The sequence below is a fragment of the Streptomyces sp. NPDC031111 genome, assembly GCF_055570675.1.
On record NZ_JBVIGS010000026.1, the window covers coordinates 49,226 to 70,931 of the forward strand.

Annotated in this window: 18 protein-coding genes and 6 pseudogenes; 16 read left to right on the plus strand and 8 right to left on the minus strand. The window is 67.7% G+C overall.

The annotated features are described in order from the left end of the window. The coding region (locus ACZ470_RS35895; protein ID WP_468434140.1) for a helix-turn-helix domain-containing protein at positions 1 to 2,096 on the minus strand (2,096 nt) is incomplete at its 3' end. A 56-nt stretch (positions 2,097 to 2,152) separates the two neighbouring features. On the opposite strand from ACZ470_RS35895, the gene ACZ470_RS35900 reads away from it, so the two are divergent. From ACZ470_RS35900 to ACZ470_RS35915, 4 genes and pseudogenes are all read left to right on the plus strand, one after another. Next, a complete protein-coding gene (locus tag ACZ470_RS35900) occupies positions 2,153 to 2,350 on the plus strand; it encodes a hypothetical protein (protein WP_468434141.1) in 198 nt (65 codons plus the stop codon). A gap of 117 nt (positions 2,351 to 2,467) precedes the next feature. Then, positions 2,468 to 2,856: pseudogene (locus tag ACZ470_RS35905) on the plus strand (lamin tail domain-containing protein); the annotation flags it as partial. An 80-nt stretch (positions 2,857 to 2,936) separates the two neighbouring features. Continuing rightward, a pseudogene (locus tag ACZ470_RS35910) lies at positions 2,937 to 4,940 on the plus strand (polymorphic toxin-type HINT domain-containing protein); the annotation flags it as partial. Beyond that, positions 4,937 to 5,203 carry a hypothetical protein gene (locus tag ACZ470_RS35915; RefSeq protein ID WP_468434142.1) on the plus strand — a complete coding sequence of 89 codons (267 nt, stop codon included), beginning with the start codon at positions 4,937 to 4,939 and terminating at the stop codon, positions 5,201 to 5,203. The pseudogene ACZ470_RS35910 and the gene ACZ470_RS35915, both read left to right, overlap by 4 nt. A gap of 74 nt (positions 5,204 to 5,277) precedes the next feature. Here ACZ470_RS35915 and ACZ470_RS35920 read toward each other — a convergent pair. Next, positions 5,278 to 5,453 (minus strand): annotated as a pseudogene (locus ACZ470_RS35920) (site-specific integrase); the annotation flags it as partial. Positions 5,454 to 5,534: 81 nt separating this feature from the next. On the opposite strand from ACZ470_RS35920, the pseudogene ACZ470_RS35925 reads away from it, so the two are divergent. Continuing rightward, a pseudogene (locus ACZ470_RS35925) lies at positions 5,535 to 5,836 on the plus strand (transposase); the annotation flags it as partial. After that, positions 5,814 to 6,119 (plus strand): annotated as a pseudogene (locus tag ACZ470_RS35930) (helix-turn-helix domain-containing protein); the annotation flags it as partial. The pseudogenes ACZ470_RS35925 and ACZ470_RS35930, both read left to right, overlap by 23 nt. A gap of 14 nt (positions 6,120 to 6,133) precedes the next feature. Here the strand turns inward: ACZ470_RS35930 and ACZ470_RS35935 are convergent. Next, entirely contained in the window at positions 6,134 to 6,796 is a 663-nt protein-coding gene (locus ACZ470_RS35935) for an HNH endonuclease family protein (protein ID WP_468434143.1), read from the minus strand. Between the two features lie 792 nt (positions 6,797 to 7,588). Between ACZ470_RS35935 and ACZ470_RS35940 the strand changes: the two genes are divergently transcribed. From ACZ470_RS35940 to ACZ470_RS35950, 3 genes are all read left to right on the plus strand, one after another. Next, positions 7,589 to 8,131, plus strand: a complete 543-nt coding sequence (locus ACZ470_RS35940) for an RNA polymerase sigma factor (RefSeq protein ID WP_468434144.1) — start codon at positions 7,589 to 7,591, stop codon at positions 8,129 to 8,131. Then, positions 8,128 to 8,949, plus strand: coding sequence for a hypothetical protein (locus ACZ470_RS35945; RefSeq protein ID WP_468434145.1), 822 nt, complete (start codon positions 8,128 to 8,130; stop codon positions 8,947 to 8,949). Before ACZ470_RS35940 ends, ACZ470_RS35945 begins: the two co-directional genes overlap by 4 nt. Positions 8,950 to 9,366: 417 nt before the next feature. Continuing rightward, positions 9,367 to 10,746, plus strand: coding sequence for a hypothetical protein (locus tag ACZ470_RS35950; RefSeq protein WP_468434146.1), 1,380 nt, complete (start codon positions 9,367 to 9,369; stop codon positions 10,744 to 10,746). A gap of 164 nt (positions 10,747 to 10,910) precedes the next feature. Here ACZ470_RS35950 and ACZ470_RS35955 read toward each other — a convergent pair whose 3' ends face one another. Further along, entirely contained in the window at positions 10,911 to 11,225 is a 315-nt protein-coding gene (locus ACZ470_RS35955) for a hypothetical protein (RefSeq protein WP_468434147.1), read from the minus strand. Between the two features lie 235 nt (positions 11,226 to 11,460). On the opposite strand from ACZ470_RS35955, the gene ACZ470_RS35960 reads away from it, so the two are divergent. Next, positions 11,461 to 11,889 (plus strand): DUF6300 family protein, encoded by a 429-nt coding sequence (locus ACZ470_RS35960; RefSeq protein WP_468434148.1) that lies wholly within the window; start codon positions 11,461 to 11,463, stop codon positions 11,887 to 11,889. Positions 11,890 to 12,404: 515 nt separating this feature from the next. Here the strand turns inward: ACZ470_RS35960 and ACZ470_RS35965 are convergent. Continuing rightward, positions 12,405 to 13,706: a M14 family zinc carboxypeptidase gene (locus ACZ470_RS35965; RefSeq protein WP_468434149.1), complete on the minus strand. Its 1,302-nt coding sequence runs from the start codon at positions 13,704 to 13,706 to the stop codon at positions 12,405 to 12,407. A 290-nt stretch (positions 13,707 to 13,996) separates the two neighbouring features. Here ACZ470_RS35965 and ACZ470_RS35970 point away from each other — a divergent pair, with 290 nt between their 5' ends. The 3 genes and pseudogenes from ACZ470_RS35970 to ACZ470_RS35980 all read left to right on the plus strand — a co-directional run. Next, positions 13,997 to 15,145 (plus strand): HesA/MoeB/ThiF family protein, encoded by a 1,149-nt coding sequence (locus ACZ470_RS35970; RefSeq protein ID WP_468434150.1) that lies wholly within the window; start codon positions 13,997 to 13,999, stop codon positions 15,143 to 15,145. Between the two features lie 215 nt (positions 15,146 to 15,360). Further along, positions 15,361 to 16,377: a hypothetical protein gene (locus tag ACZ470_RS35975; RefSeq protein ID WP_468434151.1), complete on the plus strand. Its 1,017-nt coding sequence runs from the start codon at positions 15,361 to 15,363 to the stop codon at positions 16,375 to 16,377. A 207-nt stretch (positions 16,378 to 16,584) separates the two neighbouring features. Further along, positions 16,585 to 16,698: pseudogene (locus tag ACZ470_RS35980) on the plus strand (bifunctional 5,10-methylene-tetrahydrofolate dehydrogenase/5,10-methylene-tetrahydrofolate cyclohydrolase); the annotation flags it as partial. Between the two features lie 377 nt (positions 16,699 to 17,075). Here ACZ470_RS35980 and ACZ470_RS35985 read toward each other — a convergent pair. Both ACZ470_RS35985 and ACZ470_RS35990 read right to left on the minus strand, forming a co-directional pair. Further along, positions 17,076 to 17,240 (minus strand): hypothetical protein, encoded by a 165-nt coding sequence (locus ACZ470_RS35985; RefSeq protein WP_468434152.1) that lies wholly within the window; start codon positions 17,238 to 17,240, stop codon positions 17,076 to 17,078. Next, a complete protein-coding gene (locus ACZ470_RS35990; protein ID WP_319130196.1) occupies positions 17,237 to 17,458 on the minus strand; it encodes a LexA family protein in 222 nt (73 codons plus the stop codon). Before ACZ470_RS35990 ends, ACZ470_RS35985 begins: the two co-directional genes overlap by 4 nt. 112 nt (positions 17,459 to 17,570) lie before the next feature. On the opposite strand from ACZ470_RS35990, the gene ACZ470_RS35995 reads away from it, so the two are divergent. The 3 genes from ACZ470_RS35995 to mobF all read left to right on the plus strand — a co-directional run bounded on the left by ACZ470_RS35995 (position 17,571) and on the right by mobF (position 21,068). Further along, on the plus strand, positions 17,571 to 17,843 hold the full coding sequence (locus ACZ470_RS35995) for a DUF6233 domain-containing protein (RefSeq protein ID WP_468434153.1): 273 nt from the start codon (positions 17,571 to 17,573) through the stop codon (positions 17,841 to 17,843). 58 nt (positions 17,844 to 17,901) lie between these two features. Then, positions 17,902 to 18,882, plus strand: coding sequence for an ATP-dependent DNA ligase (locus ACZ470_RS36000; protein WP_468434154.1), 981 nt, complete (start codon positions 17,902 to 17,904; stop codon positions 18,880 to 18,882). A 260-nt stretch (positions 18,883 to 19,142) separates the two neighbouring features. After that, on the plus strand, positions 19,143 to 21,068 hold the full coding sequence (gene mobF / locus ACZ470_RS36005) for a MobF family relaxase (RefSeq protein WP_468434155.1): 1,926 nt from the start codon (positions 19,143 to 19,145) through the stop codon (positions 21,066 to 21,068). A gap of 176 nt (positions 21,069 to 21,244) precedes the next feature. Here mobF and ACZ470_RS36010 read toward each other — a convergent pair whose 3' ends face one another. Then, a complete protein-coding gene (locus ACZ470_RS36010) occupies positions 21,245 to 21,694 on the minus strand; it encodes a hypothetical protein (protein WP_468434156.1) in 450 nt (149 codons plus the stop codon). Positions 21,695 to 21,706 lie beyond the last annotated feature (12 nt).

Sequence of the window (21,706 nt, forward strand, 5' to 3'; positions counted from 1 at the left end):
TCGCGGGCCAGGGCTTCGGCATCGTTCCGGTCCCCGGCCTTCTCCCGCATCTGGGCCAGGTGGACCAGGGCGTCGGTGTTGCCGTGGTCGGCGGCCTGGCGGTAAAGACTCTCGGCATCGTCCCGGTCCCCGGCCTTCTCCCGCATCTGGGCCAGGTGGACCAGGACGTCGGTGTTGCCGTGGTCGGCGGCTTGGCGGGCCAGGGTCTCGGCATCGTTCCGGTCCCCGGCCTTCTCCCGCAACTCGGCCAGGAGGACCAGGGCAAGAGTGTTGCCGTGGTCGGCGGCTTGGCGGGCCAAGGTCTCGGCATCGTTCCGGCCCCCGGCCCTGGCCAGGTAGACCAGGGCGAAAGTGTCGCCGTGGTCGGCGGCCCGGTGGTAGAGACTCTCGGCGCCGTTCCGGTCCCCGGCCTCCATCCGTATCGCGGCCAGGAGGACCAGGGCAAGAGTGTTGCCGTGGTCGGCGGCTTGGCGGGCCAGGGTCTCGGCGCCGTCCTGGTCCCCAGCCTTCTCCCGCATCTGGGCCAGGTGGACCAGAGCGTCGGTGTTGCCGTGGTTGGCGGCGCTTTGGTGGAGGTGGTGGGCCCATTGCAGGCGGTGCCGGGCTTCGGCTTCTTCGGCGAGGCTGTTGAGGTCGTCGGGGTATGTGAGGTGGGTGTGGGCGGCGTGCCAGAAGGATGCGGGCGGGCAGTGGGGTCTGCGGATGGTGCGGCCGTGTTGTTCGAGGTAGTCGGCGAGCCGGAACAGCTGGCCTGTGGGTGACGGCACGGTGGCGTCGGCGTCAGTGGCGGGGGCAGGCGGGCGTTGTGGGGGCCGGGGTGTGGTGCGGCGCAGGGGTGCCTGTTTGCCGTGGACCTGTTCAGCGAGTTCGGCGTAGGCGCGTTCTGCCCAGTCGTCGGTGAGCTGGTCGTAGTCGCTCTGGCTGAGGTAGTCGGGGGCGGCGTCGGTGAGGAATGCCTGGGGGAGGTGGAGGCTGACGCCGAGTCGGCGGGCGTCCATCGCTGCTTCCAGCAGGGCGCGGGCGGCGGCCTGGCGGGGTTGTTCGTAGCGGCGCAGGAGTTCGGGTGCTCCGGCCAGATCCTGGGTGATCCGGCCGGAGTCGTGGGTGCGGGTGAGGGCGTCGGCCAGCAGAGTGTCCCCCTTCTTGGCAAGGGCCGTCGCGGCGGCCAGGGCCGCGGTGTCGAACCCGTCGGGGACGCTGGCCGTGTGGCCGGCCAGCAGTTCCCGGACCCGGCTGTACGGATCATCCCGGCCCGGTACGGGCAGGGCGGTGTAGTCGTGGGCGTACTCGGGCCACAGCGTGCCCAGGACGAGGACCGGGCCGCGTTCCTTGTCCATCAGCAGCTGGTGCACGGCCGCCGCAATCCGCTCGCCGCACCTGCGGTCGCCGAGGTAGTGCTGTGCCTCGTTGAGCCAGACCACCGTCTGCGGCCCGACCCGGTGCAGGTCCGCCAGTGCGGCTTCGGCGCGGGTCGGGTCGAAGGGATGCCACAGCCGCCACCCTTTCTGCGTAAGAGGCTGCACGGCCTGCCAGCACGCCCGGGTCTTGCCCGTCGAGGAGGATCCCACCAGGACCACGATCCCGCTGACGCCTGCCGCGGCCGCCGCCACCGCATCGGCCAGCACCTGATCATGCTCACGGGGCACATACCCGGGCAGTGCCCGCACCCTGCCAGCACCCGACGTGCTGACGTCGCCAGGCCCGGCGGGATGGACTTCCAGTTCGTGCGGCTCCCACTGGCTGATCGGCCGGCCCGGCTCCGACACATCGGCCGGCGCCGCACCCGTCTCCCCGGCCGCGATGCGCCGCAGCTCCAGCAGTTCACCCACCGTCAACTTCAACACACGCGCCAGCACGGTCACCGTGTCCACCGACGGCACGTCCCCGTGGGGTGAGAGCGCCTTCGATACAGTCCCACGGCTTATCCCCGCCTTGCGGGCAAGTAGCGTCTGATTCAGACCGACGCTGGCCCGACCTTCGTCGAGTCTCCTGATCAGTTCAGCACGTGCCACGCTGCGGCGATCTGAATGGTTGGGCATGCGATGGTCCCCCGAGTGGTGTGTGCGCCAGTGTTCATCTTTGTCGCTGCGAACCATGACGCACAGCGGTTCCGCGAGCTTCGTCCCTGTCAACCGTGTCCAGGGAGTCTGTTATGACCGTCGCCGTTGCTCTTCTCGCCGTCGCCGTCGTTCTCATCGCCGCGCTGCTGACCGCTGCCGGCGCCGGCATGCTGGCCCGTATGGACGGCGCGACCTGGCCCGCAGCCCTCGCCCGCGCCGCCAGCGCCTTCGCTGCCGTCCTCACCCTCGTTGCTGCCGTCATCGCGGCCCTCTCGGCCTACCTCACCTGACGACCAGCCCACCTCGGCCTCGAGAACCCACCGTTCTGCGGCTGATGGCAGAGTTCCTACCGGCGCCCCGACCTGCAGTCCTCTGTGTGTCTTGGTGTCCGGGGTGGTGCCCGCACCATGCAGGGGAAGCCTGTGACGAAGTCCATCACCGCCCGCCGCCTGACCGCCGCCGCCTTGAGTGCCGGTGCCCTGACCGCGGTCCTTACCGTGCCGACGCCGGCGGCCGAACACCGGCCCCACCGGCCGAACGTGGAGATCTCGGATGTGCAGTACGACTCCCCGGGCTACGACGACCGCTCAAATCGTTCTCTGAACCGTGAGTCAACAACACCCGCCGCGCGGTGAACCTGGACGGCTGGACTGTCGAGGACGAGGACGGCCGTACCTACACCTTCGACGACTACCGCCTGCGCGGCCGGGCCACCGTCCGCATCCACACCGGCGTCGGCCGCGACACCCGAACCGACCTCTTCCAGGACCGCCGCCGCTACGTGTGGGACAACCGCGACGTTCAGCGCCTGCTCCACACCGAGCAGCGGTGCGCCCTGCGGACTTCTTCGCAGTCCGGCGCGTGCAGCACACCCCTGGCCAGCGCACGACCGAAACTCAGCACACAGCCACCGCTACCACTAAAACCACCTACTGTTACACCAACACTGGCCAGCCCCACACTCTCACCGGCACCACCACCAAGGGCGACTGCGCCAACCCAGAACGCAGCTACGGTTACGACACCACCGGGAACACCACCCAACGTCCGGGACAGGCCGAACCACAGAATCTGAGCTGGTCAGAACAAGGCAAGCTCACCCGACTTACCGAAAACGAGCAGTCCACCGACTACCTCTACTCCGCCGACGGCACCCTGCTCATCCGCGCCACCGAAAACGGCGAACGCGTTCTCTACGCAGGTGCCACCGAACTCCACCTCCGCGCCGACGGCACCACTTGGGCCCAGCGCTACTACGCCGCCGACGGCATCACCGCTGCCATGCGGACCAACCAGTCCGGCAGCCACAAGGTCACCTTCCTCGTCAGCGACCATCACGGCACCGCACAGCTGGCCATCGACCGAGGCGACCAGTCCTTCACCAAGCGCTACACCACCCCCTTCGGCAAGAACAGAGGAAAGCCCGTTTACGGGCCCTGGCCCGACGACAAGGGATTCCTGGGCAAGCCCCGGGACGAAACCACAGGCCTGACCCACATCGGCGCTCGCGAATACGACCCCGCCCTGGGCCAGTTCATCAGCGTCGACCCCATCCTCAACACTGCAGACGCCCTGTCCCTCAACGGGTATAGCTACGGGAACAACAACCCCCTCACCATCAGCGATCCCACTGGGCTCATCAACGCCCTGCCACGCAGTGGCGGCTGCGATCCCATCGTCTGTCCGGACGCGGACTGGGGAACCAAAAAGGAGAAGAAGAGCCTCACAAAAGCATTCGAGAATTACTACTACGCGAACCCCAGTGACGCGCCGAGTGAATCGTACGGATACGACTGGAACGGGGACGGCAAAGTAGGCCTCCACGCCGGTCTGTCGGTGCCGGCGACATGGGAAGAACTGCCCGTTCTGGCAGATGTCTTCAACCAGCACCTCGCAGCAGGGTGTTCAGGGCCCACCTGCTATGACCTGAGCATCCCACTGACAAGCTCGTACCTCTACAAGGCTAAAAACTTTGCGTGCCGTGAGGTGTACGGAGAAGGCTGTCCTGACGGCTATAGCATCGGCAGGGAGATAGCGGCCGCCTTTCTGGTAGCCGCCGAAGAATGGACGGGTAAGGGGGGAATCAGGAACGGCCGCTCGGTGGACTGCCAGTGCTTCCTTGCTGGCACGGACGTCCTCATGTCCGATGGGACCACGAAGGACATTGAAGACATCAATGTCGGCGACAACATTCTTGCCACAGACCCAGAAACTGGAGAAAGCGGACCGCGGGAAGTGACCCGTCTCATCCGCACTGAGGACGACAAGCACTTCAACGAATTGTCCATCGCCACCAAGGACGGAATCGAAGCGCTTACGGCCACCCATGAACACCCGTTCTGGTCGCCCTCTGAGAAGCGCTGGGTCGAAGCACGGCACCTCGAATTCGGTATGACCCTGCTCACCAACACCGGTGAGACAGTCATCGTCACCGGCAACCGCCCCTTCTTGAAGCAGGCTCGCACGTACAATCTCACGGTTGACGACCTCCACACGTACTATGCGCTGGCGGGCGATACGCCGGTCTTGGTGCATAATTCCGGCGGTCCTGCATGTGGATTTCCGAATGTTGCCGATGGCGATTACCTCTGGCATGAGATGAGCACTCCACACGGGGTAGTTGGAATCGGCGGCAACGTGGAAGTGAATGGTACGCGTGTAACCATTTCCAACGTTGCTGTTTATGGGGAGGACGGCCTTGAGCGTGGAAGCCTTGGGGTCGGTCCAGTCCTTTCGGAGCTTCGAGGCGACATAGCTCCGTCGCTGGCTAGGCAGGGGTACGAATCGCTTAGGATTGAGGGAGAGAGACTGAGTGGACCTGTCGGGCATAAGGTTGACTTCACCATCGACCTGACCAGGTATTCTGGAGGATCCAGGTGATCGGACAGGCGCAGTACGAGACGACTCTGCAGGAGATTCGGCCCAAGCTGAGAGAGGGCATGGGAGTCGAAGCCGTGCTTGAATACCTCAAAGGGCACGGATTCTCGCAAATCGCTTGCATTCGTGCGGTGAGTGATCTGGGGATTTGCTCAGCTGCCGAAGCTAAGCGTCTGGTTCATTACAGCCGAGCATGGTCATCGACGCGTGAGCAGAATGAAGCCCTGCATGAAGGGCTTGCGGAAGAGCTAGGCAAGGAGATCTGAGTGCAATAGGTGACCCGTGAAGCCCCGTCAGGTGGGTCCTGGCGGGGCTTCTCACGCGTTTGACGACAACAACGTCAGCCGACGACGGCTTCAGCGGGCGGATCATCGGGGTCGCCGTCGGCGGAGCCGAGGCGTGGCTCAATGTGTCGATGGCTTGACGTTGGAGGCGGAGTCGAACGTGGGCGTAGACGTCGGCGGTGACACCGATGTGGGCGTGGCCGAGGAGTTCTTTGATCACTACGAGGTCGACCGCACTGCGATCAGCCCGTCACCATCGTCGCCCTGCTGGCCACCCCGGAAGCGGCCTGCCCCACCGACGACTACCGCCTACGCGGCCGGGCCACTGTCCGCATCCATCGACTCCTCCCACGTCCGGGCCGCACGCAGAGGCTCAACAGCGGACCCAGCCCGGTCGACCGCGCACGGCCGGACAGCAAACACCACATCATCACCGACGGCCAGGACATCCCGCTCGCGGTGTCACTGACCGGCGGAAACCGCAACGACATCACCCAGCTCCTGCCGCTGCTGGACAAGATCCCAGCTGTCGCGGGAGTAGTCGGCCGACCACGCAAGCGGCCCGACATGCTCTTCGCCGACCGCGGCTACGCGACTCCGGCAGCGAGGACGCGAACGTATCCGTGCCCGGGGCGCTGGGGCCAAGGACAAGCTGACCACCGCCGACAGAGTCCTGGCCACCGTGCTCTACCTGCGCAAACTCGGCACCCGCGACCTGCTCGCCCAGCTCTTCGGAGTCAACACCAGCACCCTCACCAGGGCCGTTCACCAAGTCCAGCCCCTCCTGGCCGAGCACCACTGCACCATCCCACCCTCGACAGCCAGGTTCCGGACACCTGCCGACGTCACCGCGTTCCTCGCCACCAGCAGCCCCACGAAGATCAAACCAACATGTTGATTCTCTGCGAGCCCTTAGGCTGCGAGTTCGTAGGTGACGGTCTGGTTGGGGCAGGTGCCGGCGAGGTTGTGGAGGGCGGCCAGTTCGCTGGTGTCGGCGGTGAGTGTCCAGCGGAGTTTGGTGGCGACCCATTCCGCGGCGTAGCGGCAGTGGATGTCGGTGGCGGGCGGGAGCCATTCGGCGGGGTCCTGGTCGGCTTTGGACCGGTTGGAGCGGGCGGTGACCGCGACGAGGGACTGGGCGGAGCCCTGGTCGTTGGCGTAGTTCTCGCGGCGCTGGGCGGTCCAGGTGGAGGCACCGGAGTCCCAGGCCTCGGCGAGGGGCACCATGTGGTCGATGTCCAGGCTCGACGCCAGCGTCACCCACATGGCGTCGTAGTAGGACCACCAGCGGCCGCCGGTCAGGCGGCAGCCTGCACCGACGGTGGGAGGTTCGACGGCCTCGTCGAGGAGGACCTCCGCCCGGGTGTTGCAGCCGTCGGCGGGATCGTCGCCGGTGTTCCAGTGGCGAAAGAGGTCGCGGTCGTAGCCGTCGCGGGACTCGGTGTCCACGGTCAGGCGGGTGACAGCGTCGGCCAGGGGGAGAGTCTCGGCGGCGTGCGCGGCGGTGGGGGTGAGGAGGGGGAGGGGGAGGGCGAGCGCGGCGGTGATGAGCCAGCGCAACAACACTTTGATCATGTGCCGTTGATAGCGGCCACAGTGGCCTGGACGTGGCTGGGAGTCGGGGACGTCACCCGTGTGAGGGCAATGGTCGTACCGCAGTAGCGGATCCGGCCTGCGGACCGGCCGAATGAAGGGGGAACGTTTCCAGAAACGAGGCCGCCATGTCGGTGTTGCGCCCGGAGTGCAGCACCATCCGGCCCGTGTTGACGGAGAGCAGGGCGCGGAACCCGGTCCCACTTCGGTTCCGCGGCTCAGCCCAGTCGTAGATCGGGCCCGGGCACGGGAGTGCTCCACATCGGCTCGGGCAGGGCCCCCGGCGAGCGCAGCACGATTCCGGGGTCAGGCGGCGCGCTTCCTGGCGGCGCCCGGCGCGGGTAAGGGCGTCGATGAGTTCCTCACGGTTCATCTTGGAGCGGCCGGCGATGTCCTACTCGGTAGCCCGCTGGTACCGCTTTACGCCGCTCATAGGAAGTGAGGGGCGCGCGTGAACAGGCGTGCGCCTGTTCACTGAAAAGTCTCGCTGGGCGGCTGAACGTTCGAGGGCTCTGTGCGATGGGATGACTTCATACAGTGATAACGCGCTGGGCTCCACGCCCGGCGTCGACCCGATAGGGGAGCCGTGGTGGATTGGGGATGGGGCGACGCGCTGTCAGCAGCAGTCGCGGCACGCGTCTTCGGCCGGGACATCGCATTGCTCGGACGGCGACTTCTGGGGGCCGGGGTCCGGGTAGGAGCGGCTGAGATCGCCCGCGAACGCCGTGCACCTGCTGGGCCAACCCCTTCCGACGAGCGTACGGAGGAGGCACGATGACCAGCCCGGTACCGGACCCGCCGCTCGACTTCCAGGCCTTCTACCAGCGTTACCACCGCGCCTACCTCCGCTACGCGTACCTGCACCTTGCGGACCGCACGACCGCGATCGAGACCACGGAATCGGTCTTCGTCCAACTCCTTCAGACCTGGCCCGAGGTTCTCACCCAGCCCAGCGTCCAGCGCTACGCCCACTCGGTGCTGCGTCGCACCATCGCCAACCACCTGGTACTCCGCCACGGCAGCACGGCCTTGGTGGAGACGGCGACCTTTGCCAAGGTGCGCATGGCCACCCGCCGGCAGCTGGAGGTGCTGGAGTCCTCGCTCGGGCTGTACGCCGCGATCGCTCGGCTGCCCGAACGGCAGATGGACGTCATCGTCATGCGCTTCGTCCTGGGCTACGACGTGACCATGGTCGCCGAGATCATGGGCGTCTCGACGGGGACCGTGCGCTCCCACCTCCACGCCGCGCGGCGGCGCCTGGCCCACGAACTCGGGATGCACCACAGCAAGGAAACGGAAGCGGAGGAGATCGCATGATCCGCAGGGAGGACCACACCGACAACCTGCTGCAGCACGCACGAGTAGCCGGCCTCGACTTCAGCGATGCCGAAAGCGACGCGATGCTCAGCCGGATCGCGCGGCGGGCGGCGCTGAGCCAGGCCACGGACGCCATGGACGAATGCGCCCGCCGAGTCAAAGCCGAAGCCGGCCGATCACGCCCTGAGCCGGTCGCATCCAACCCGCCCGTCTACCGGCGGGCTGCCATGAACCTTGCTGAACTCTCCTGCCGGGTCGTACGCGACCCCGACACCGTGGAGGCGATGGCCCAGCTCGTCAACGAGCGCTCCCGTATCGAGCCCGCCGGCGCCCTCACCTTCGCGTGTCTTCTCTATCTCTCTGACCGGTCCGAAGGCGCCCAGTTCTGGTGGCAGTTCGCCGCCGGAGCGGGCGTCGCCACCGCTGCCTACTGCCTCTACCTGCACCACACCCAGTACAGCGAAGACAACATGGCCCGCTTCTGGTACCGCCAAGCCCTCACACTCCACCACCACACCGGCAGCGACCTCTACCCACGCATCTACACCCAGCCCCCCACCCCGCTCACCGAAAGCTGCTCCCCTCCCCGCGCCGTGGCCGCCACGATGGTCGCCGTCACTCAGCAATCTCCTGGCGACTGCGTTGACGATCCCGCGCGAGCGACTGTCGGCGTACTCAGCTGGGCACTCGACCACTTCAAGATCGCCGACGCCGTGTGCCGCCTCGAAGCCGACACCGACGAGGATTACGGCCTGGTCCCGCGTCCCGACCCAGCCCTCGCCGTCGAACTGGAAGAGCACATGGAACACGCACCCTGACTCTTCCGCTGACACACGAGACAACGCCAGGTCAGCGCCGTCACCTGCAGCGGCTCGCTCCGATAGCCGGCCCCGCCCCCAAGAGCGGCCCGCTCCCCGGCTGCGTCCACATCGTCCAGGACGGCGGCGCCCACCCCGCTCAGGTGTCGCTGATGACCGACGCTGAATCCGCCGTCACCACCACGGCGGCCGGATAGATCTGGCCCACGTGCGCGGGTTCGGTGATTCATCGGACGCGCTCGGGTGATGTCGTCAAAATCGGATCAGCAGGCGGCGCGGCCCCCTACCAGCGGCATTCCGACAGCAATACCAGTGGTGCTGATGGCGGAGGCCGATGCCGCGGGGTGGAGCAGGCGTGCCGGGGTGCGATCCGCCCTGGTGGCCCGAGAGCCGCAGAAAGAAGGCACTTTCGTGAGCATGATCCAACCGGTTGCCAACGGGTTACGCACCGATCACCCGGTTCCCGGCCTGCCGTTCATCAACGACGAGCGGCTGCTCCTGCACAATCCTGACGCGATCGAGCGGACGGGCCGCAATCAGGGTGAGGGGCTGTGGGGGCGCACGGACCGACTGCGCGGTGGGGGATGGGTGGCGTTCACCACCGAGACGAAGAACCGTGACTACGCCTGGGCGGTCCATCAGCACCCCGAGCATGGACGGACCGTTCTCCTGATCCGCGACAAAGACATGAGCGGCCTGCACCACGAGTGGATGTACGGGAACAACGGGTTCCTGTACCGGCATGGCGGCTACTGGTGGGACGGAACCCGCTGGTACCGGCCCCAGCAGGTCGTGGACCGTGCCTACGAGGGGTACGACGCGCGGCCGGTGGTGGACGCCGTCACCGTCACGGCCATCGACGTCCTGGCCCGCCCGGCGACGTCACACACCGCGCGAGTCGTGAAGATCGCCGACTTCCATGCCCTGGACGGACCGCTGCCGCACTGGCGTGAGCATCTCGCCCTGTGGGCCTCCCATCGCACGCCCGGCTCCAGGCCGCTCGATCAGTGCACCGTCGATCTCCAGGCACCGGAACTCGACCCGGCCCGTTTCGTCGACCGCGCCGGCCTGGCGCAGATCGCCGAACTGAAGCTGGAGGATCTGCCGCATCCGGAACACGGGCGGAAGGACCTGCCCCCGCCCCAGGCCGAGACGGCCGAGGGGCCACGGTGGTCGCGACCGGTCGCCCGTGACTGGGCCGAGCAGTACCGCCGGACCCACGGCCCGGAGAAGCTGTTGTCCGCCACGACGGCATTCGGCACCGAGCAGCCCCGGGGATTGGTCGAGGACCACAACCGCCTCACGAAGATCATCGCCAACAGCCTCGAGGACGCTGAGGAATCCAAGAAGAACCGCCTCTTCACCCGTGGCAGCAGTACGAGGCGCGAGGAGCAGGCCGCGCACCTGGCCTGGTGGCCCGCCGTCGCCATCAACGACGGCACCGACGGCTTCATCCCCCTCGCCGCCGTGCGCACCACTATCATCGAAGCGGTTCTCGGGGGACTCGCCCGGGACGCCGACGACGTCGACGATTCCAAGGGCGTCTTCCTGGGCGACATCCGAAGCGATGTCGTGCACCTCATCGACTGGTACATCCTGCGAGAGCCCAGACTTGCCCCCGCACTCTTCGGCGAGATCTGCCTGGACGCTCGTGTGCGCTTCGGGCTCGACCCCAAGGACGTCGGAGACCTCCTACGACGCTCCCTCAACCTCGACAGCGGCCTCGACCGCCAAACCCTCAATGCCCTCCTCGACCTGGCGCTCCCGCCCTCCGCGCAATCCCTCGACGGACGATGACCATTCCTGTGATGACCGACGCCGACGCCGCCGGCTGGCTCACCACCACGGAGGCCGGGGAGATCTGACCCACGTCCGGACACACCACGGGCCCTGGGGAGTGAAGACATCCCCGGGGCCCGGTGTATGGCGTCGTGCTGTCCAACGACGGCGGAACGACGCCGTCACGCCTCGGGCCGCAAGGGCTCCACCTGGCGCAGGCAGTACACGCACCTGGACTCCGAATCGACGCGGCCCATGCACCGCCGACAGGCCCCGCGTTCACGCACAGGCCCCCGGCCGTCCGCGCAGCCGGGGCAGGTCATCACCGGCTGCCGGAAGCCGAAGCTGACCACCCACCCGTCGCCCTGGGCGGCGTCGCGCGCCAGCTCCGACACCTCAGAAGAAGAGCGCGCGTCTTCGTCGAAGCCGGTCTCCACCGCCAGGTAGACGGCGAAGCAGTCGTCGGTGTCGCACACGACAGCCACTCCAGTAGGCATCTGCTTACCTCCCCAACTCGGCACCGGCCACGATGACTTCATCCGCGCTGTGCCCTCCGGTCGTGCCCTGCATGACCATCCTGCGGCAGGGCAGCGCCTGCGAACCGAGAATCCGCGCAGGCTCATCGGAGGAGCTCAGCCGCCACCCCTTGCAGTGCAGCCCTCTTGACGCTGATCGACAGGCGGGCGGATCGTGGCCGTTCGCGTCACGCTCACCCCCGAAAGGGGGCCCTGCATGTCGTTCACCTGGCGCTACGCCGTACGCCCCGATGGCTCCTTCTGCCGCATCGGCAACTTCGACGGCAGCCTCGACAACACCAGCAACGAAGAACTCGCCCGTCTTCACCCCGAGCGGGATCAAGATGAACAGCCGGTCCGGCCTCGCTCCTGCTGTGGCACCGAACTCCTGCTGCACTGGCACGGCCCGCTGATGACCGGCGTCTGGATGGAACTCTGCCCAGCCTGCGACGCCCACCGCCCCGCCGCCCGCGCGTTCATCCAGTGGCACCGCGACTCCGACCGCGACCCGAAGGCGCTCCCCAAGCTCTTCGAGGACTGGGAGACCGAGACCATGCACGCCCACGGCTGGACACGCGCCCCACAGCCCGAAGCACCACCCAGCCCGCCGGCCCACCTGCGCCTTGTTCCACGCGGACACGGCTGACGCCAGGCGCGTCTACACAGCCTGGAACGGTGCCGCACGTCCTACGGCACGGCTCCTCGTTGGGCTGGGCATGACGACGTACGACCCCACTCCCCGGCCAGCTCCGAAGGCAGAAGGCGCCATCCCGACGACAGTCCGCTTCGACCCGAGCGAGTCCCACGAGATCGACCAATGGCTCTTGGATCTGAGGGTCCAGACCGGCGTCTGCTGGGACAAGGCCGAGGTGATCCGTGAACTGCTGCGCATGGCGCGCGTCCGACGGCATCCTGCGCGACGCGCTAACCGCCCGCGCGAAGAGGGCCGACGCCTGACACAGCGCGGGGCCACGCCGACTCCGGCATGGCCCCCGCGCGGGCCCCTGACGGCCGGCTACGCCGCTGCCCTCGGTGTTTCAGTCATGGCATACCTGGGCTCAGCTCGTAAACCGCATCGTCCAACGACGCACCACCCCACGACCCCGCCTCCTGCCGCATCCTGGTCAAAGCCGGGTTCACCCAGTGGCCCTGTACGCCGCTTTACGTTTGCGTGTGGGCTGCGACCGCCAGTGTTGCGGTCAGTTGGTGACGAATCTGATCGGGTACGGCCACGGGTGTTACTTGCAGGCGGGCGGCGTAGAGGTCGCACCAGCGGCGAACGAGAGCTTCGAGCCTTTGATGGAGTGACTGGGCCGTTGCGATCTGGGGAGAGAGATCCAGCAGGCGCAGGAGCAAGGCAGCCGCGCGCAACGGAACACGGTGGGCGAAGATCTCGACGCTTGCGATGTGAGCCTCGGTGAGGTTGGGCATCGCGATGTAGGTGGGGTGGGCGGGGTCCCAGGTGTTGGCCATAGGGGTGATGGCTTCCATCGTGGCTTCGAACGCCGAGGTCAGCGCCCTGCAGTCCGCGCTGTGGGCAGGCCCAGGCAGGTAGGGACGGACGTCTTCATACAGCGCGTTCAATTCTTGGTGCAATTTCCGCATGAGGATGGCTGCGTCGTTTAGGGCGACGTCGGGCTCAGCGTGGGCGGTGGTGTCGGAGACGCGTCCGCTGGCCCAGGCGGGCACCTCGATCACTGCAGTGAGTCCGCCGTGAGCAGCGGGTGCGAGCCAGGTAGAGCGGTGCGCATTCTCTGGCCAGGTGGTTGGACGTTCGGGCGAGCCCGGTGGCGGAAGTTCGTACACGCCGGGGCCAGGAGAGGGCCAGTACCAGGCGTCCAAGGTCCCCGTCTCGATGGGGATGCCTGCCGCAGCGGCCGATACCGAGAAGGCGGACGCGAACCCTGGAAGCGGTCCGGTCAGCTGAGCGAACGTGCCGCCGACATCAACGCTGTGCAAGGTGACCTGGAGCACTGGCCGGTGTTGTGCGATGACATCCAACAGAGCACACGTTTCGGGCAGCTCGGCTGAGCCCGGGATGGACGGGGCCCATTCTGGTTGCTCCCATCCGGCAGGCCGGAAGAACGTCCGGTAGTGCTCGTAGAGGCTGGCATGGGGGCCGGGATCGTTAAGGGCGACACCGTCTGGGTCGAGACAGAGATACAGGTCCCAGGTACAACCGTCCAGTAGGTGCCCCTCTGTCTTGATGAGGTGATCAGCCAATGCCAAGAGGGTGGCACCGCCGATGTATTCGTTCGGGTGCGCGCCAGCCACGACGAGGATATGCCGCGGGCCGTGGCCGATGGACAGCAGGTGCAAGGGCCTGCGCTGCCGGGAGTGGCCGATCTTCGTGAGAAGACACAGCTCCGGGTGAAGGCGCACCAGTTGCTCTGCGGTCTCCCGAACACCCTGAGGGGTGGGGCAGGCGGTGGCGGCTGAGAGGGGAAGCTCACGTGACGGCAACGACGGCTCCTTACGGACGGTGGATGACGATGCTTGAGAGGGCGACCACTTTTTGGTGGTCGCCTCTCAGACGAACCGAACCTCACCGGCCAGTGGATCAGCCGCCGTTCGTGCTCGAGTCCCCTGTGGTCTCCTTCTTGTCCAGCGGGCGAATCGTCAGCTGTTGCATGATGCCTCCTCAAATCACCGTGCATGAAAGAGAATTGAGCCCGGAGTTAGTACTGCACAACTTGTTACATATGTCAATAGAACGTACCAAAAGGGGACCTCGGGTAGAGAAGGAGAGAAGAGTGCAGCGGCCCAGAGTGAAACCCGAGCACGCGCCGTACCGCACAGCCCGCGGGAATGTCCGCATCGGCAGCGTGATCTACGGAAGCGGCGCCGAGATCACCGATCCTGACGGCTGGATCTGGTCACTTATCCAGGCCACAGACGGGACACGTGGCCCTGATGAGATCGCAGCTCATGTCCAGCTCACGGCACCCGCCGTACCGACCGACGTCGTGCACGCGGCGCTCGATCAGCTTTGCCAGGCCGGGCACCTCGAGGACGCTGCTATTGACCCCACGGCCTTCAGTCCGATGGAGCAGGAACGCTTTGGACGCGGCGTTGCACTGCTGCGCTGGATGGACCGCAGCCCGACCGCCAGCGCCTGGGATCTGCAGCAGCGGCTGAGGGAGGCCCGCGTCTTGTTGGTCGGCTTAGGTGGCACAGGTGCCACCGCCGCCCACGCCTTGGCCGCGTCTGGGATCGGCTACCTGCACGCGGTGGACCCGGATACGGTCGACGTCTCCAACCTGAATCGGCAGCCGTATCGGGAGGCCGATGTGGGCCGGCCCAAGACCGAAGCAGCCAGCGCGGAACTACGCGCACGCAGTTCCGCGCTCACAATGACGACCGAGCGTCGGACGATCACCGGCCCCCACGACCTGAACGAGATCATTTTGGGAGAGTTCGGGCCGTTCGACGTCTTGCTGATGTGCGCGGACCAGCCACCTGAGATCCGGCGATGGAGCAACCGAGTTTGCTACGCCGCTCAGATGCCATTCGTCGACGGGGGCTACCGCGGCCCTCTGGTAAGCGCCGGTGTACACGTGCCGGGCCAGGGGGCATGCTGGGAATGCCAGCGCGCCGGCGAATGTGAGCGCCGGGACCTAGACCTACCCGTCGGCCAAAACGAAACCATCGCCTCCCCACGCATGCCGTGGAATCCCGCCAACGCCATCACAGCCGGCCTGTCCGGGCTACTCGTCGCACAAGCCGCCCTCGCCCTTCTGACGGGCGCACCTCCCCTTCAGCCTGGCTATCGCTACGGCATGAATCTCATGGCTCCTCACGACGAGGTATACGCACGCTTCCCCTCGAAGCCGGACTGCCCACTCTGCGGGCCCCATACCGATGCCGTCCCCGCCCCGCGAGGACGCGGGATCGCGTTGTGAGTGTCCCCGCCCGTCCTGCCCTCGCAGCCGACAGCCGCATCACTCTCTACCCCCTACGCGCGAGGCTTGACCAAGACGAGTGGATCATCGGAAGGATGGAGACACGCACATGCGCTGCTCTATCCCGGCCCGCATACCACTGCGTCCAATTGCTCCAGCTGAATCACACGCCTGCCGTCGTCCTGGACCAACTCCAATCCCAGTACGGCACCGAAATGGACCTTCCCGCGGTGCTGTCCTTCATCGATCAGCTGGCGGACCTTGGCTTCATCGCCACCATAGACGGCACCGACCTGGCAGTCCCGGTCCCACGGCCGACCTTCCCCGCGATCACGCCGCCCCGTGCCCGCTGGGCGCTTAGCCCCTGGTGTCCCCTCATCCTGCTGGCCCTCATGGCCGGTGCTGTGGGAGCGCTGATCACGCGCCCCAACCTGCTGCCCACGTATCGAGACCTACTCGTCAGCTCCCATGCCAGCGTCACCATGGCGGCCATGTTTGCCACTGGTTGGTCGATCCTGTTGCTCCACGAGACAGGCCATCTGCTCGTGGCCCGCGCCACCGGCGTACCCGCTCGCATGAGCTTAGGCACCCGTCTACAGTTCCTTGTTGCCCAGACGGACATCAGCGGCATCGAATTCGCTCGGCGACGTTACAGAATCACCGCATATCTCGCTGGTTTGGCCGTCAACCTCGGTGTGGCCGCCCTGGCTATTCTGGCCGCCTGGCCCTTGCCCAGCGATACATCCGCCGCCAAGGTGCTGGCCCTTGTGGCGATGATGGCAGTGCTGCCCATCCCATTCCAATGCATGGTCTTCATGCGAACTGACCTCTACTTCGTGCTCCAAGATCTCACCGCCTGTCGCGACCTGTACGGTGAAGGACGTGCCTACCTGCGCTACTGCGCGCGACGTGTCTGTTCCCCGCTCAGCCGCATCACTCCGGGCAGCGACGATCCGAGCAGGCGGCTGCCCCGGGCGGAACGGCGAGCTGTCCGTTGGTACACCGTGATCCAGGCAACAGGTACCGTGCTTTGTCTCGCATTCCTGATCGTCGTTACCCTTCCGGCGGACATCGCCATCCTGACCCACGCGACTGAACTAGCCGCCACCGGGCACTCACTGGGGCAGCGAGCAGACGGGGCCGGTGTCCTACTCTTTCTTACCGGAGTGCACGTGCTGTGGGCCCGCACCAAATGGCGTACCTGGCGTACCTCGCCGGGATTCCGAAAGTGACAGCCTTGCACAGGCCTGGCTCTCGGCCCCTCCACCTAGATCCGGCTCTCCCGCCCGAAGTGTGGCTGCACTGCGACGTGTTCAGCTTCGGTCACGACGAACTCAAGCGCCTCAATGCCGCCGGGCCCTTCTGCGGCAGTTCCTCCCGAACCTGTTTCGCCACTTCAGGTGGGCATCTAACGCCATCGGTGTCGGCGTAGGGAAGCCCGGGCTGGTCTGATCACTCCGGTGCCCGGCGGCGTCGGACCGATGACCATCGCCGTCCTGCTCGCCCAGACCGTGGAAGCCGCCGCGAGCCAGCTGGGAATCCAGCAGCACTGACCTCGTCACCAGGCACACCCTGATGCTCCTGCGGCAAGCGCCCCAGCGACTTCCGCAATTCGTGAACCAGGCCATGGTGACCTGCCGTGGTCGGGTTCGCGGTCGGCGGCCCTGGTCGGGCCCGCGGCTATCAGTGATCTGGCACGAGGTCGGCCATCACATCGCCACCCGCTTGGGATGGAGCAAGCCCGAACGGCACGATGAACTCGAAGTGCTCCTGCACGCCGTCTACGCCAACTACCCAGACGACTCCCAAGCGTTTGACCACTTGCCCATAGCCCTGCGGGAATGCGTCCTCGCCGTGCTCCCTCACTTGAAGGTCGACCCCGATGCCGGCGACCGCTGAACGGGGGAGAGGCGCTGGAGGCTGGAGGCGATCACTGGCTGTCCGGCCACTGCGCCAAGGAGCTGTCCGTCTCCTCGTCGATGAGGGTGATCTGTGCGCCGGGCTTCCCGCGTGCCACGGTCTCGCTCTCCCACCAGCCCTGCAGCATCGGCCGGCCGTCGGTAACCAGGGTCAGGCGGTAGCGGCCAGAGTTCATGCGAGCCGGATCCCGCGGGGCTGTCCGGGCTCCCGGATGATGGCGCCCTTAGTTTCCAGCTCGCGCAGCTGGTAGTGCACCGAGGAGGGGCGCAGGCCTACAGCAGCAGCGATCTCGGCGACAGTGGGGGCGTCACCCAGATCGGTGATGGCCAGGCGGATGCAGCGCAGGATCTGCTCCTGTCTGCCGGTGAGGTATTCGACCTTGTGCTGGACCATACCCCCAGTAGAAATCTTGTTCGAATTATGGGGCAAGCTGAGGGAGTGACCGATCTGCCGCCTGACCTGCCCCGACTTCGCACCCTGGAGGCATACCTCGTGCTGCTCCTCCGTGAGGTCCGGGCAGCGATCGCTCTGGCGGAGCAGCGGGAGGCGGAGCAGCAGCGAGGCATCCAAGACCGGCCCCTTCCCCCCCGACTGGCTGCTCGAACAGGGCCTGAACCGGGACCGCCCGCCTGTCCAGGTCCACTGCGGCGATTGCTGGAACAAGGGCAAGCGCACCCGCGGCATCAGCCTGGACGAAGCCCGGCGGGCTCTCACGGAGGGAGTTAAGGCATGTGGTGTCTGCCGGCCGGACAGTGCGCTCGGCTTCCTGGAGAGCTAGCCCCAACCGTCGCCATCCTGCGCGGGAGAGCCAGAGGAAGTGGTGGAAGGCATCACCGGTGACGTGGACGCTGCCGGAACCGATGCTCACCACGCCTGTGGCCGACCCCGGCCTGCCGCCCGGGTCGGCGGCGGAGCCCAAATGGGACGGCTACCGTGCCCAGCTCGCCCGCTGGTCCGGCGGGCGGGTGCTGCTGCGCTCGCGCCAGGGCACCGACATGACCACCGCGTTCCCGGAGGTCCGTGACGCCACCCTCGCGCAGCTGCCCGACGACACTGGCCTGGACGGCGAGCTGGTGGTGTGGGAGTCCGGGCGTCTCGCGTTCGAGCGGCTCCAGCAGCGACTCGCTCGCCGCAGTGGTGCTGGCGCGACGGCGGCCGCGCGTACTTGGCCAGCGCACCTGGTCGTGTTCGACGTCCTGCGCCTGGACGGCAGAGACCTCACCGCCTGGCCGTACGCCCGCCGCAGGGCTGCCCTGGAGCGCTTGTTCACCGAGGCGGGGCTGTCCATGCCGTTCACGTTGTGCCCGTCGACCACCGACCCGGCAACCGCCCGCGAGTGGCTCACCTGGACGAGTGCCGGCCTCGAGGGCCTGTGCTTCAAAAGACTGGCGGAACCGTACTGGCCCGGGGCCCGGCAGGGATGGAGCAAGTACAAGGTCCGGGCCACCACCGACGCCATCGTCGGCGCCTTCACCGGCCCCGCCAACGCACCCCGCACGCTGCTTCTCGGACGCCACGACCACACGGGCGCCCTGCGCTACACCGGCCGGACCACCCTCCTCACCCGCGAGGCAGCCGTCTCGCTCGCGGAGGTCCTGGCACCAGCGGCGGGCAGTCATCCGTGGACGGGCCGCAGGTTCACCGCCGGGTGGGGTGCGCGCGACGTCCTGGACGTCACTCTCGTCCAGCCCGCGGTGGTGGTGGAGGTGGCGGTGGATGTCGCCCGCGACGGGGCCGGCCGATGGCGCCACCCTGTACGCCTGCACCGTGTCCGCCTCGATCTCTCCCCGCGAGCCGTAGCGCCATTCGGCGACTGACAGGCAGATCCCATGCGGGCCGCGCTGTCCTGCCGGCTGGGCCGCTGCTCGGATTAACGCACACTCCTATGACGCGACGCAGGGCGGGGCCAGGGCCGTGGTGTGAGGGCTGCCGGAGAGCGATGACATTCGCGTCCGGCCCGGGTCCGCTTCCCGCCCGGCGGGCACTTGGGAAGAAAGTTCGGCCGCTGCTCCCGCCTGGCGGGACGTGCCGCTGATCGGCCTTTTCTTGCAGGTCAGAGCCGTGTCGCGTGGTCTGCATGACAGTGGATATCAGGGTTGTCCGGGCCGGTCAGATGTACCGCTACTACCTCCGCGAGACCGTTGTCGGCGACGGCCGCCGCCCGGCGGGCACGCCGCTGCGCGCCGCCCAGGAGCAGGCCGGGGTCCCGGCCGGGCGATGGATGGGCCGCGGCTTGGCCGTGCTCGGTCTGACGGCAGGGGAGGAGGTCACCGAGGCGCAGCTGCGGAACCTGTTCGGCGAGCGGGGCCGGCACCCGTACGCGGACCGGATCGAGGCCGAGCGGCTCGCCGCGGGTGACTCCCCGAAGAAGGCGTTCAAGGCCGGCGCTCTCGGACGCCGGGTGACGGTGACCGGTGTCGACTTCGTGTTCCGGCCGCAGCCGACGATCTACCTCCTGTGGGCGCTGGGGGATGAGGAGACCCGGCGGGTGATCGAGGCCGCGCACGAGCGGGCGATCGAGCGGGTGTTGGAGTGGATCGAGGACGAGGTCGCGGTGATCCGGTACGGCAAGGACGGCATCTACCGGGTGCGGCCGCCCGGCGGTCTGGTCGCCGCCCGCTTCCGCCACTACGAGGCGCGCTCAGGTCGGCCGTTGCTGCATGATCATCTGATGCTGAGCGTGAAGGGGCAGCGCCTGGACGGGAAGTGGGGCTCGATCCACACCACGGCCCTGCACGAGAACACCGTGGCGGCCTCCGCGCTTTACAACGAGCTGGTGGCCGCGGAGGTGTGCGAGGCGCTGGGGTTGGCGACCGAGCCGCGCACCGTCACCCCGGGGCGTCGGCCCGTGATGGAGATTGCCGGCGTGCCGCACGAGCTGATCCGCTGGACTGCCCGGCGCAGCGACCAGATCGCCGCCTGCCTTACCGACTTGGAGCGCGAGTACGTCACCGCCACCGACGCCGACGGCAACCTCAAGTTCGGGCCTGAGGTCTCCGAGCGGACCCGGGCGAGGCTGAACCGGATCGCCGCCCTCAAGACCCGGTCCGCGAAACCGCGGCCCCGCTCCCTGACGCAGCTGCGCGAGGACTGGCGTGACAGCGCGCGGGCCTTCCTCGCAGCCGGCGCCGACCTCATCGACTCCCTCCTCGAGCGCGCCTGCGCCGCGGCCGCCGCGATCCGGGCCCGGGTCGCCGTCGTCGTCGACGTCGGCCTGGCGGCCGTCGCCGTCACCGCCACCGTGTTCGTCATGAACAAGGACGGCTGCTTCCACCGCCGCCACCTGCTCGCCGAAGTCCGCCGTCACCTTGCCCTCGTCCAGCGCGGCCGCCGACGCGAACCCGGCCTGGACGAGACAATCGTGAACACCGTGCTCGCCGCGCACTGCACCGACATCACCGAGGCCCGCACCGAACGCGGCGAGGAACCCGACTACCGCCTCTACACCGCCCGCTGGGCACCCGCCACCCCGCCGCGCTCCCGAACACCGGCAGCTGTCTCCGGCCGGGACCGGAGGCCGGCTGTCGACCCGGCCGCGCCCTTCCTGCCGCTTCAGCCGGGGGAGTGGGACATCCCGCGCGTGCCACTGCGCCACGACCGCGCCGTCATCGCCACCGCCGTGCTCACCGCCCGGCTGCGCACCGCACGCCGCACCGGCCGCCCCCTGTACGGCCCCGCCGCGCACCAACCGACGACACCAGCCGAGCAGCTGCTCCTCTTCGCCCAGGAGCAGCGGTCCACGGCGGGCCGCCCGGCGGTCGACGTCGCGGTCCTGCGCACCGACCTCGAGGCCCTGGGGCTGACCGCTGAACAGCTCGGCTACCTCAGCCTCGCCGGGCAGCACCTCAGCAAGCTGCGCAAGGACGCCAACCGGCGTGCGCACCAGGTCGCCAGCGGCGCACCGGCTGCGCAGGGCGCTGCCGATGCGCACCGCCAGGACGACCAGCGCGCGCACCAACCGCACCAGCCCGGCCCCGGCCACAGTCCCGGTGCGCACCAGTAGCGCACTGCACCGATGCGCACCAGCCGCGCGGCGCGCACCAGCTGCGCACCGAGACGCGGTTACCGGTGCGTTCGATGCGCACCGGATCCGGCGGCCGTGCGCACCGCGCAGTGGTGGTGCGCACCCAATGCGCACCGACCGCCGCGCGGCGCGCACCAGCTGCGCACCGCTGCGCACTACCTGAGCGCACCGCCCGAGGCGTACGCCGCGCGAGCCCGCTCCACGTGCTCGGTGCACATCGTCTTCAAGGTGTCGACGATGTCCTCGCCCTCCTGCCGCAGGACGTTCTCGGTGAACCGGATGATGGTGTTGGCGAGGCCCCAGATCGCGCTGGGGATGCACTCTTGCGTCCACTCCTCCAGCGTGGCCAGCAGGACGCGCCCGACCTCGTCCAGGGCGAAGGAGTCCGCGCACGGATCGGCGTCGGCCGCCAGGTCCGTGACGGGCAGGATGATGTCCTCAGCCAGCCGCAACAAAAGGTAGGACGGTGCCGGAGCGGCACTCGTCCGATCGACGATGGTGGCAACGGCGTGCTGGCTCTGGCCCTGTATCGCCAGCACGTACTCGAAGGCGAGCTCCACCTCTTCGGGCGTCAGCGGCGTGCGGGACTGCTCCAGGTGCGGCATTCGGATCTCCTC

What these genes read in the sequence shown, in the direction of transcription:
- ACZ470_RS35945 (WP_468434145.1), top strand. Translation starts at nt 8,128, where the DNA reads ATGATCCGCAGGGAGGACCACACCGACAACCTGCTGCAGCACGCACGA.
- ACZ470_RS35940 (WP_468434144.1), top strand. Translation starts at nt 7,589, where the DNA reads ATGACCAGCCCGGTACCGGACCCGCCGCTCGACTTCCAGGCCTTCTAC.
- ACZ470_RS35935 (WP_468434143.1), bottom strand. Translation starts at nt 6,796, where the DNA reads ATGATCAAAGTGTTGTTGCGCTGGCTCATCACCGCCGCGCTCGCCCTC.
- ACZ470_RS35990 (WP_319130196.1), bottom strand. Translation starts at nt 17,458, where the DNA reads ATGGTCCAGCACAAGGTCGAATACCTCACCGGCAGACAGGAGCAGATC.
- ACZ470_RS35900 (WP_468434141.1), top strand. Translation starts at nt 2,153, where the DNA reads ATGACCGTCGCCGTTGCTCTTCTCGCCGTCGCCGTCGTTCTCATCGCC.
- ACZ470_RS35975 (WP_468434151.1), top strand. Translation starts at nt 15,361, where the DNA reads ATGGACCTTCCCGCGGTGCTGTCCTTCATCGATCAGCTGGCGGACCTT.
- ACZ470_RS35960 (WP_468434148.1), top strand. Translation starts at nt 11,461, where the DNA reads ATGTCGTTCACCTGGCGCTACGCCGTACGCCCCGATGGCTCCTTCTGC.
- ACZ470_RS35955 (WP_468434147.1), bottom strand. Translation starts at nt 11,225, where the DNA reads ATGCCTACTGGAGTGGCTGTCGTGTGCGACACCGACGACTGCTTCGCC.
- ACZ470_RS35950 (WP_468434146.1), top strand. Translation starts at nt 9,367, where the DNA reads ATGATCCAACCGGTTGCCAACGGGTTACGCACCGATCACCCGGTTCCC.
- ACZ470_RS35985 (WP_468434152.1), bottom strand. Translation starts at nt 17,240, where the DNA reads ATGAACTCTGGCCGCTACCGCCTGACCCTGGTTACCGACGGCCGGCCG.
- mobF (WP_468434155.1), top strand. Translation starts at nt 19,143, where the DNA reads ATGACAGTGGATATCAGGGTTGTCCGGGCCGGTCAGATGTACCGCTAC.
- ACZ470_RS36010 (WP_468434156.1), bottom strand. Translation starts at nt 21,694, where the DNA reads ATGCCGCACCTGGAGCAGTCCCGCACGCCGCTGACGCCCGAAGAGGTG.